Source organism: Pseudomonas graminis (assembly GCF_900111735.1).
Classification (GTDB): domain Bacteria; phylum Pseudomonadota; class Gammaproteobacteria; order Pseudomonadales; family Pseudomonadaceae; genus Aquipseudomonas; species Aquipseudomonas graminis.
Genome location: NZ_FOHW01000015.1, coordinates 120,447 through 130,494, shown reverse-complemented (window position 1 = coordinate 130,494; position 10,048 = coordinate 120,447). Strand labels below are relative to the sequence as shown.

Sequence of the window (10,048 nt, the reverse complement as noted above, 5' to 3'; positions counted from 1 at the left end):
GAAGGCGTCGGTAAGCACACTGCGAAATTGAGGGTGCTCAGGCTGGCCTCTTCCCGGCTTAAGCCGGTCCCACTGACGGCGCCTTACAACTTCAACAATGTCTTCCACGCCCGGCTTTGCAGCACGGTGATGGTTTGCTGCATACGGGCATCGAGGAGCTCATCGGTGATGTCCAGGTGCGCCAGTTGCTCAAGCTTGTTCAACTCGCCGTACAAGCGATCCAGCTCAGGCAGGTCGAGGGCCTGGCGGGCATAATGCAACCAGACCTGAATGCGTTCGATGCGCGGCAGTTGCTCGGCAAGGTCTTCCGGCTGCTGCTGGTAGCGCGGCAGGTTCAGCGCGGTGGCTTCATCGCCCAGGAAGCGCGGCACCCAGCTGCTGAGCATCGCGTGGCCCTGACGATTGCCACGGTTGTTGCGCTCGACCGTCCAGCTGCGCGCCATCAACCAGCGCGAGGTGGTCAGCGAGAACAGGCCCCAGCGGGTGTCCTGCAGCTCTTCGATGAACTGCTCATGGGCAGCGGCGCGTACGTCGCCATCTTCCTGGCCCGCGAGTACCAGCGTGCGCCAGTCTTCCAGTAAAGCGTCCAGCGCAGCGCGCAGGTCATGGGTCGTGGCGCGCGGAGCGGCCTGACCGAGGCTGCCAGCCAGGGCGCGCAGCTCAGCGAGCACTTCGACCCATTCCTGCAACAGACTCCAGTGACCGTTGAAACGGTATTGCTCGGCCAGACGCTGGCTGCTGCCAAGCAGAAACCAGGCGATGGCGCTAAACGCGTCGTCTACCGAGAGCTCGCCATGCAGCTCAGGCGTCGGCAGTTTGATCGAATAGCTGCTGGCGTCGAACAGACGATAGCCACGTTCAGCCTTGCTGATATCGCAGGGCATCAGCGGCAGCTTCTCGGCCAGCTCTGCGGCCAGCTCCAGCAGCGCGGCAGGGTCGCCTTCGCGCAGCTCAAGCTCCAGCTCACAGATTTCTTCCTGCTGCTTGCCGGCAACAACTTTGCCCAGGTCCAGCGCCGCTTCGATCACCACCTTGGTCTTGCCACGACCCCAGGCGATTTCCGCTTTCTCGCGGACGAAATCAGTGGTGAACACCGGCTTGATGGTTTTCTTGTCCAGATCCGCCAGTTGCTCCGGCCAGCATTCGCCGTCGAGCTTCTTCAGGTCCAGCTTGGCCTTGGGCACGTCCCAGTTGTATTCGTTACGCTCGGACAGGCCCGCCACGCTCTGGCCGCGGGTCTTGAGGGTCTGAATGATTGCATCGCCGTCGCGGCGCAGGCGCAGCGCGACCTTGGCTTGGGCCAGCTCGCGCTCGGGGGTGTCGAAGTACTGATTGAACAGCTCCAGCCGCTCCCAGCCGCTCTTGTTGCGCTTCTTCAGCAACGGGTGCTCGCGCAGGGCTATGAGGGTTTCGCGGCTGACGCGGAGTTTGATTTCGGTTTCTTTCTGCATGGCCGGAGAATCCAAACGCTCTATCGCTGATAACGGGGTCGCAGCCGGAATCGACACAGCTGCGTGGGCCGTGCAGTGTACAGGACATCAACCGTGACAGTTTATTGATGCGGGCCAATCGACCTATGATGGCTCGCGTGTCGCACCCCATCACCGGAGTCGCCTATGCCGTTGCCGTCCATGAAAGACCAGTTCGCCGCCCTGATCGCCGCGCCATCTGTGAGCTGTACGCAGCCGGCGCTCGACCAGTCCAATCGCGCCGTCATTGATCTGCTGGCAGGCTGGCTGGGCGATCTGGGTTTTGCCTGCGACATCCAGCAGGTGAGCCCCGGCAAGTTCAATCTGCTGGCAACCTATGGCACCGGCCCCGGCGGGCTGGTGCTGGCGGGCCATAGCGATACGGTTCCTTACGACGATGCATTGTGGAAGACCGATCCGCTGAAGCTGACCGAAGTCGACGGCAATTGGGTAGGACTGGGCAGTTGCGACATGAAGGGCTTCTTCGCACTGGCCATTGAGGCGCTTCAGCCATTGCTCGATCAGCCGTTCAAGCAGCCGCTGATCATCCTCGCGACCTGCGATGAAGAAAGTTCGATGGCCGGTGCCAAGGCATTGGCTGCGGCGGGCGGTGTGCTCGGCCGCGCGGCGGTTATTGGCGAGCCGACTCGCCTCAAGCCGGTCCGCCTGCACAAAGGCGTGATGATGGAGCGCATAGAGATTCTCGGCCGCAGCGGTCACTCCTCGGACCCGAGCCTGGGGCGTAGCGCCCTTGAAGCCATGTACGACGCCATTGGTGAACTCAAAGGCCTGCGCCGAGAGTGGCAGGAGCAATACCGCAATCCGCAGTTCAGTGTGCCGCAACCGACCCTGAACTTCGGCTGCATCCATGGCGGCGACAACCCGAACCGGATCTGCGGGCAATGCTCGCTGGAGTTCGACCTGCGCCCGCTGCCGGGCATGGACCCTGAAGTGCTGCGCGCGGCGATTCGGCAGAAGCTGCAACCCCTCGCCGAACTCCATCAGGTGCAGATCGATTACGCACCGCTGTTTTCGGAAGTGTCCCCGTTTGAAGAAAGCGCCGATGCGGAACTGGTGCGAATCGCAGAGCGTCTGACCGGTCATACGGCCGAAGCAGTGGCATTTGGCACCGAAGCGCCTTATCTTCAGCGCCTTGGTTGCGAAACCATCGTGATGGGGCCTGGTGATATCGCCTGTGCGCACCAGCCCGGTGAGTATCTTGAAATGTCACGTTTGCAGCCTACAGTGCGTCTGTTACGTCAATTGATCGAACATTACTGCCTGGCTACCCCTTGAGTGCGCCCACGTGCTGCTTGAGTCAGGGCCTGTTTCAGAATTAACCAAAAAGGAGAGTACGCGTGTTGCGATGCCTGTTCCGACGATAAAGCTCATGCCGTCTTGAGTGTTTCCACCCTTCGTCCATCCACTACAGGCTCCTTTCGGATATGCCCGATTACGTCAATTGGCTCCGCCACGCGTCTCCCTACATCAATGCCCACCGGGATTGCACCTTCGTCGTCATGCTTCCAGGCGACGGCGTCGCGCACCCGAACTTCGGCAATATCGTCCACGACCTCGTGCTGCTGCACAGCCTCGGCGTGCGCCTGGTGCTGGTTTACGGCTCCCGCCCGCAGATCGAAAGCCGCTTGCAGGCCCGTGGCCTGACGCCGCATTTCCATCACGACATGCGCGTGACTGATTTCGCCACGCTTGAATGCGTGATCGACGCCGTCGGCGCCCTGCGAATTGCCATCGAGGCGCGTTTGTCGATGGACATGGCTGCCTCGCCGATGCAGGGCTCGCGGCTACGCGTCACGGGTGGCAACTTCGTCACGGCGCGGCCGATCGGCGTCCTTGAAGGCGTCGATTTCCAGCACACCGGTGAAGTACGCCGCATCGACCGCAAGGGCATCAGTCGGCTGCTCGACGAACGCTCCATTGTGCTGCTGTCACCGCTGGGGTATTCGCCCACCGGCGAAATCTTCAACCTGGCCTGCGAAGACGTTGCGACGCGCGCGGCGATTGATCTGGGCGCGGAAAAGCTGCTGTTGTTTGGCGCCGAGTCAGGCTTGCTGGACGAGCAGGGCCGATTGGTCCGTGAGCTGCGTCCACAACAGGTCCCTGCGCACCTTCAGCGCCTGGGCAGCAACTACCAGGCGGAACTGCTGGATGCCGCGGCCCAGGCCTGTCGCGGGGGTGTGGCGCGCAGTCATATCGTCAGCTATGCCGAAGACGGCGCGCTGCTCTCCGAGCTGTTCACCCGCGCGGGCGGCGGCACACTGGTGGCCCAGGAGCAATTCGAGCTGGTGCGCGAAGCGTCGATCGGCGATGTCGGTGGGCTCATTGACCTCATCACACCGCTGGAAGAGCAGGGCATCCTGGTGCGTCGGTCGCGGGAAGTGCTGGAGCGGGAAATCGAGCAGTTCAGCGTGGTCGAGCGCGAAGGCCTGATCATCGCTTGCGCCGCGCTGTATCCGATTGCCGATTCCGAAACGGGTGAGTTGGCGTGTCTGGCGGTGAATCCCGAGTACCGCCACGGCGGGCGAGGTGACGAACTGCTTGAGCGCATCGAAGAACGCGCACGGGCCTTGGGTCTGAAAACCCTGTTCGTCCTCACCACGCGTACGGCGCACTGGTTTCAGGAGCGCGGTTTTGAGGCCAGCAGCGTCGATCGCCTGCCGAGCGCACGTGCGTCGCTGTACAACTATCAGCGTAACTCGAAGATTTTCGAAAAGGCGATCTAAGGCGTCATGCCGGATTTCAACACCGGCATCGACTCGACCCCCTGTAGGAGCGCGCTTGCCCGCGAACGCATTTCGGCTGCGACGGATCGGTTGATTGACACTCCGCCTTCGCGGGCAAGCGCTCCCACAGCGGGTCGTAGTGCACCTGTGATCAGCGTTGGATGCAAAACCTGTCGGAGTGAGCTTGCTCTCGAAGACGGTGGGTCAGCTGCTCAGGTGCTGAACGACCGAAATCCAGTGTAGGAAGGGCGTGGTACTCCCACAGGGTTGATCGGGTCGTGTCAGTGATGACACGACCCACTCTGATCAGTTGCTGATCGCCAGAATGCTCGCCTGATAGGCGCCCACAAACGTGTCGAAATCCACTTTTTCTTCGGTCTGTTCCAGCTCCGCTTGCTGAGCCAGGGACTCGCGCGCCTTGCTTTCGAACTGGGTCTGGTCTTCGGCACTCAGCGGATTGCTGCGGAAATGCTCAGCGTGAACCTGTGACTGGCGCAGCGAGAAGGCGGTGAAACCTTCCTTGTTCTCAGTCATCGCGGCCAGCACTTGTGCCGAAGGCGTCAGAGAGGCGTCCGCCAATTTCGCCCGCTGAACGTCCAGCGATTTGACGTGCTGATCCGTGCCCTGACTGGCATCGAGCAGTTCACAGATCGGCTTGATCGTGTCCAGCATCTCGTTGGCCCAGACTTTCAGGTCAATAGTCGTGTCGTTGCGGTTCAGTTGCAGGCCGGGACGGCGACCTTCCTTGACCACGGTCAGGAAGTTCGTGCTGGCGTTGCCACACTCATTGTTCGCCAGCTGCGGGCTGTCGTGCAGCGCGCAATACAGAATGAATGCATCAATGAAACGCGACTGCTGAAGGTCGATTCCGACCGGCAGGAACGGGTTGATGTCCAGGCAGCGGACTTCCACGTACTGCACGCCGCGCGCGACCAGCGCCTGAATCGGACGTTCGCCGGAGTAGGTGACGCGTTTCGGGCGGATCGTCGAGTAATACTCGTTCTCGATCTGCAGCACGTTGGTGTTGAGCTGAATCCACTCGCCATCCTTGTGCGTGCCGATTTCGACGTAAGGCGCGTAGGGCGTTGCCACCGCACGGCGCAGGCTGTCGGTGTACGTCAGCAGGTCGTTGTAGCAAGGCGTCAGGTCCGCCTGGGCATTGCTCTGGTAACCCAGATCGCTCATGCGTAGGCTGGTGGCGTAAGGCAGATACAGCGTTTCGGCGTCGAACTGCTCAAGCTGATGCGAGCGGCCGCGCAGGAAACTGGCGTCCAGCGCCGGCGATGCGCCGAACAGGTACATCAGCAGCCAGCTGTAACGACGGAAGTTGCGAATCAGGCCAATGTAGCTCTCGGACTGGAAATCGCGGTCATCGCCTTCGAATTTCGCGTCTTGCTTGAGCACGGGCCAGATGGCTTCGGGCAACGAGAAGTTGTAATGAATCCCGGCGATGCACTGCATGGTTTTGCCGTAACGCAAGGCAAGGCCTTGACGGTAAACATACTTGAGCTTGCCGATGTTGGAGGTGCCGTAATAGGCGATCGGAATATCCGCTTCGGCCGGCAGCGGGCACGGCATCGAAGGGCTCCAGATGTATTCGCTGCCCAGTTTGCTGTACGCGAAGCGGTGGATCTTATCCAGGCTTTCCAGCGTATCCGCAGGGTTGGCGAGGGCAGGAGTGATGAACTCCAGCAGCGACTCGGAGTAATCAGTGGTGATTTGCTCGTTGGTCAGTGCCGCGCCGAGGGCTTCCGGGTGCGGGGTTTGCGCCAGACGGCCTTCGCCCGTAACGCGCAGGCATTCACGCTCGATGCCGTGCAAGCACTTCTCCAGAAGGGAGAGGTTGGAGTGCTCGCCAAGCAGAGTCAGGCGGCGGTTGAGAAGTTCGCTCAAGTTGGAATCCTTCACGCGTCAGTCGGCCCTATATGGGGGCGATATGGCGGTCTACAAGGGTGAAGAAAGGAACTGGCGTTTTCGCCTCGTCGATGGCCCTAACGCCGATGCCCGTCGCTGATCGTTCCTGCAAGGAAATCAGAAAATTTCGACACTGCTTAACAGTGCCGAAATTAACTCATAACGCTATCGGACAGCTAGACGATCGCAAACGTGCCCTGCGCTTTGGCAACCAGCTTGTCGTTCTGGCGAACGTCGGCTTCGACAACCAGCGTTCGGCGTCCAGCATGCAGTACCGTGCTGGTGCAGATGACTTCGCCTTCGGCCACGGCGCGCATGTAATTGATTTTGCATTCCACCGTGACGCTTTGCTTGTCGAAGCCGTGGGCGCTGGAGCAGGCCAACCCCATCGTGATGTCGACCAGACTGAACAGCGCGCCGCCATGCATCACATTGCCGCGATTGCGCAGGTGCGGCTCCAGCGGCAAGGCCACGATGGCGACACCTTCGTTCAGTTGCACCACTCTGCATCCGAGGGTCTTGAAGTAAGCGCTCTGAGTCAGTTCGTCAGGGATATCCATCAGCGCTTCTTCAATTGCTTGGCGTTGGCGAACAGCGACGCCATCGGATTGTTGCTTGGCGCCGGGGCGGTAGCTTCCTTGCGAGGGGCATTGCCTTGCTGCTGTCGCGGCGCGGCGCCAGGACGGGCACCGCGAGCGCCGTCGACTTTCTCGCCCGGCGTGTCGCTCATGCGCATCGACAGGCCGACGCGCTTACGAGGGATGTCCACTTCCATTACCTTGACCTTCACCACATCGCCGGCTTTGACCGCTTCGCGAGGGTCCTTGATGAACTTCTCCGAAAGCGCAGAGATATGCACCAAACCGTCCTGATGCACGCCGATGTCAACGAACGCACCAAAGTTGGTGACGTTGGTGACCACGCCTTCGAGGATCATGCCCGGCTGAAGATCCTTCAAGTCTTCGACGCCGTCCTGGAATTCAGCGGTCTTGAAGCCCGGACGGGGATCGCGGCCCGGCTTTTCCAGTTCTTGAAGGATGTCGGTGACGGTAGGCAGGCCGAAGGTTTCGTCGGTGAATTTCTTCGGGTCCAGACGCTTCAGGAAGCCTGCGTCGCCGATCAGCGAACGAATATCACGATCGGTCTGGGCGGCAATGCGCTGCACCAGCGGATACGCCTCAGGGTGAACGGCGGACGAGTCCAGCGGGTTGTCACCGTTCATGACGCGCAGAAAGCCTGCGGCCTGCTCGAAGGTTTTCTCGCCCAGACGCGGGACTTTCTTCAGCGCAGCGCGGGTCTTGAAAGCGCCGTTCTGGTCGCGGTGGGAAACGATGTTCTGCGCCAGCGTGGTGTTAAGGCCGGAAATCCGCGCCAGCAGGGCCACGGAAGCGGTGTTCACATCCACACCGACGGCGTTCACGCAGTCTTCCACCACCGCGTCGAGGCCGCGGGCCAGCTTCAGCTGCGATACGTCATGTTGGTACTGGCCAACGCCGATGGATTTCGGGTCGATTTTTACCAGCTCGGCGAGCGGATCCTGCAAGCGGCGGGCGATGGAAACAGCACCACGGATCGAGACGTCGAGGTCCGGGAATTCCTTGGCGGCGAGTTCCGACGCCGAGTACACCGAGGCGCCGGCTTCAGAGACCATGACTTTGGTCATCTTCAGGCCTGGATACTTTTTGATCAGATCGCCGGCCAGCTTGTCAGTCTCGCGACTGGCAGTGCCGTTACCGATCGCGATCAGGTCAACGGAATGCTTGGCGCAAAGGGCTGCCAGCACGGCGATGGTCTGATCCCACTGGTTTTTCGGCACATGGGGGTAAACCGTGGCGTAGTCCAGCAGTTTGCCAGTGCTGTCGACGACGGCGACCTTGCAGCCCGTGCGCAGGCCCGGGTCAAGACCCAGCGTGGCGCGTGGCCCCGCCGGTGCGGCCAGCAACAGGTCGTGAAGGTTATGAGCGAATACGTTGATCGCTTCGGTTTCGGCACCTTCGCGCAGCTCGCCGAGCAGGTCGGTTTCGAGGCTGGAGTACAGCTTGACCTTCCAGGTCCAGCGCACGACTTCGGCCAGCCACTTGTCTGCAGGGCGGTTCTGGTTCTGCAGGCCGAAGCGCTCGCTGATCATCATTTCGCAGGGGTGCAGGGTGCCGGGCAATTCTTCCCCGACTTTCAGGGCCGAGCTCAGCACGCCCTCGTTGCGACCCCGAAAGATCGCCAGCGCGCGGTGGGACGGCATGCTCTTGAGCGGCTCGTCGTGTTCGAAGTAATCGCGGAATTTGGCGCCTTCTTCCTCTTTGCCCGGCACTACACGGGCACTGATCACGGCCTCGTGCTTGAGGAAGCTGCGCAGCTTCTCCAGCAGCGTCGCGTCTTCGGCAAAGCGTTCCATCAAAATGTATTTGGTGCCTTCGAGCACGGCCTTGACGTCGGCGAAGCCTTTTTCGGCATCGACGAAGCGCGCGGCTTCGGCTTCAGGGGTAAGCGTGGGGTCGTTGAAAATCCCGTCGGCCAGCTCGCCCAGGCCGGCTTCCAGCGCGATCTGGCCTTTGGTGCGGCGCTTCTGCTTATACGGCAGGTACAAGTCTTCAAGGCGGGTCTTGGTGTCGGCGAGCTTGATGTCGCGCGCCAGTTCAGGGGTCAGCTTGCCTTGCTCTTCGATGCTGGCAAGGATGCTGATGCGGCGCTCGTCGAGTTCGCGCAGGTAGCGCAGGCGCTCTTCCAGATGACGCAGTTGCGTGTCATCGAGGCTGCCAGTGACTTCCTTGCGGTAGCGAGCGATGAAAGGCACCGTTGAGCCTTCATCCAGTAGCGCGACGGCCGCTTCGACCTGTTGCGGGCGGACGCCGAGTTCCTCGGCGATGCGGCTGTTGATACTGTCCATAAAACCACCTGGCAAATGTGTGTGCATTAAATCAGCGGCTGGCGAACCGCCTTGAACGAGCGTTGCCTGACCTTGAAGGCGGCGCATTATACCCAGTGAGCCCTGAATAGGGGATTGCCCGGTCGATACGCTACTTTCAGCCCGCGCAGATGCTGTGAATTGCCCTCAGGTGACTCGACGAGAGCACCCATGTGGATTCAGGAAAAATCTGCTAACAATGCACACGGTGCGCATAACTGCAGCTACGCCATAATGCGCGCCGAGATCAAAGGAGCTTCCAATGAGCAGCACTGCACAAACGGCTGAAGGCGAGAAAATCCTCATCGTTGACGATGACCCGGGCTTGAGCAGCCTGCTAGAACGCTTTTTCAACAGCAAGGGCTACCGCGCCCGGGCTGTGCCCAACGTGGAGCAAATGGATCGGCTGCTGGCGCGCGAAGTGTTTCACCTCGTGGTGCTTGACCTGATGCTGCCGGGCGAAGACGGCCTGTCCGCCTGCCGCCGCCTGCGCGCCGCGAACAATCAAGTCCCCATCATCATGCTCACCGCCAAGGGCGACGAGCTCAGCCGCATCAAGGGCCTCGAGCTCGGTGCTGATGACTACCTCGCAAAACCTTTCAACCCTGACGAATTGATGGCCCGCGTTCGCGCCGTGCTGCGTCGTCAATCCGCACCCGTCCCTGGCGCGCCGGCCACGGAAGACGAAACCGTCACCTTTGGCGATTACGCGCTGTCGCTCGCCACCCGCGAGCTCAAGCGTGGCGATGAAGTGCATATGCTCACTACCGGTGAATTCGCCGTGTTGAAAGCGCTGGTCATGCACGCCCGTGAGCCGCTGACGCGGGACAAACTGATGAACCTTGCCCGTGGCCGTGAGTGGGACGCGCTGGAGCGCTCCATCGACGTCCAGATCTCCCGTCTGCGTCGTCTGATTGAAGTGGACGCTGCCAAGCCGCGTTACATTCAGACGGTCTGGGGAGTGGGTTATGTTTTCGTACCAGACGGTGCCAACAAGCAGTAACAGCAAGTTCGACGGT

At 61.0% G+C, this 10,048-nt stretch carries 7 protein-coding genes; 3 read left to right on the top strand and 4 right to left on the bottom strand.

Going from position 1 to position 10,048, the window contains the following annotated elements; all coding sequences use genetic code 11:
• Positions 1–83: 83 nt before the first annotated feature.
• Positions 84–1,451: a CYTH domain-containing protein gene (locus BMY98_RS13575; protein ID WP_074889990.1), complete on the bottom strand. Its 1,368-nt coding sequence runs from the start codon at positions 1,449–1,451 to the stop codon at positions 84–86.
• A 165-nt stretch (positions 1,452–1,616) separates the two neighbouring features.
• Here BMY98_RS13575 and argE point away from each other — a divergent pair, with 165 nt between their 5' ends.
• Together argE and argA are read left to right on the top strand one after the other, a co-directional pair.
• Positions 1,617–2,765, top strand: coding sequence for an acetylornithine deacetylase (gene argE / locus BMY98_RS13570; protein ID WP_074889987.1), 1,149 nt, complete (start codon positions 1,617–1,619; stop codon positions 2,763–2,765).
• Positions 2,766–2,914: 149 nt separating this feature from the next.
• The gene (gene argA / locus BMY98_RS13565) at positions 2,915–4,213 is read left to right on the top strand and encodes an amino-acid N-acetyltransferase (protein ID WP_074889985.1); all 1,299 of its coding nucleotides are present in this window, start codon (positions 2,915–2,917) and stop codon (positions 4,211–4,213) included.
• A gap of 306 nt (positions 4,214–4,519) precedes the next feature.
• On the opposite strand, the gene gshA is transcribed toward argA, so the two are convergent.
• The 3 genes from gshA to BMY98_RS13550 form a co-directional block, all read right to left on the bottom strand.
• Entirely contained in the window at positions 4,520–6,106 is a 1,587-nt protein-coding gene (gene gshA / locus BMY98_RS13560; protein ID WP_074889982.1) for a glutamate--cysteine ligase, read from the bottom strand.
• A 197-nt stretch (positions 6,107–6,303) separates the two neighbouring features.
• The gene (locus tag BMY98_RS13555; RefSeq protein ID WP_074889979.1) at positions 6,304–6,687 is read right to left on the bottom strand and encodes a PaaI family thioesterase; all 384 of its coding nucleotides are present in this window, start codon (positions 6,685–6,687) and stop codon (positions 6,304–6,306) included.
• A complete protein-coding gene (locus BMY98_RS13550; RefSeq protein WP_074889975.1) occupies positions 6,687–9,011 on the bottom strand; it encodes a Tex family protein in 2,325 nt (774 codons plus the stop codon). The genes BMY98_RS13555 and BMY98_RS13550 overlap by 1 nt, the downstream gene beginning before the upstream one ends.
• A 280-nt stretch (positions 9,012–9,291) precedes the next feature.
• Here BMY98_RS13550 and ompR point away from each other — a divergent pair, with 280 nt between their 5' ends.
• Positions 9,292–10,032, top strand: coding sequence for an osmolarity response regulator transcription factor OmpR (ompR, locus tag BMY98_RS13545; RefSeq protein WP_065987440.1), 741 nt, complete (start codon positions 9,292–9,294; stop codon positions 10,030–10,032).
• Positions 10,033–10,048 lie beyond the last annotated feature (16 nt).

Excerpts from the sequence above, each read along its gene's own strand:
- ompR (WP_065987440.1), top strand. The coding sequence starts at position 9,292 with ATGAGCAGCACTGCACAAACGGCTGAAGGCGAGAAAATCCTCATCGTT.
- BMY98_RS13550 (WP_074889975.1), bottom strand. The coding sequence starts at position 9,011 with ATGGACAGTATCAACAGCCGCATCGCCGAGGAACTCGGCGTCCGCCCG.
- argA (WP_074889985.1), top strand. The coding sequence starts at position 2,915 with ATGCCCGATTACGTCAATTGGCTCCGCCACGCGTCTCCCTACATCAAT.
- argE (WP_074889987.1), top strand. The coding sequence starts at position 1,617 with ATGCCGTTGCCGTCCATGAAAGACCAGTTCGCCGCCCTGATCGCCGCG.
- BMY98_RS13555 (WP_074889979.1), bottom strand. The coding sequence starts at position 6,687 with ATGGATATCCCTGACGAACTGACTCAGAGCGCTTACTTCAAGACCCTC.
- BMY98_RS13575 (WP_074889990.1), bottom strand. The coding sequence starts at position 1,451 with ATGCAGAAAGAAACCGAAATCAAACTCCGCGTCAGCCGCGAAACCCTC.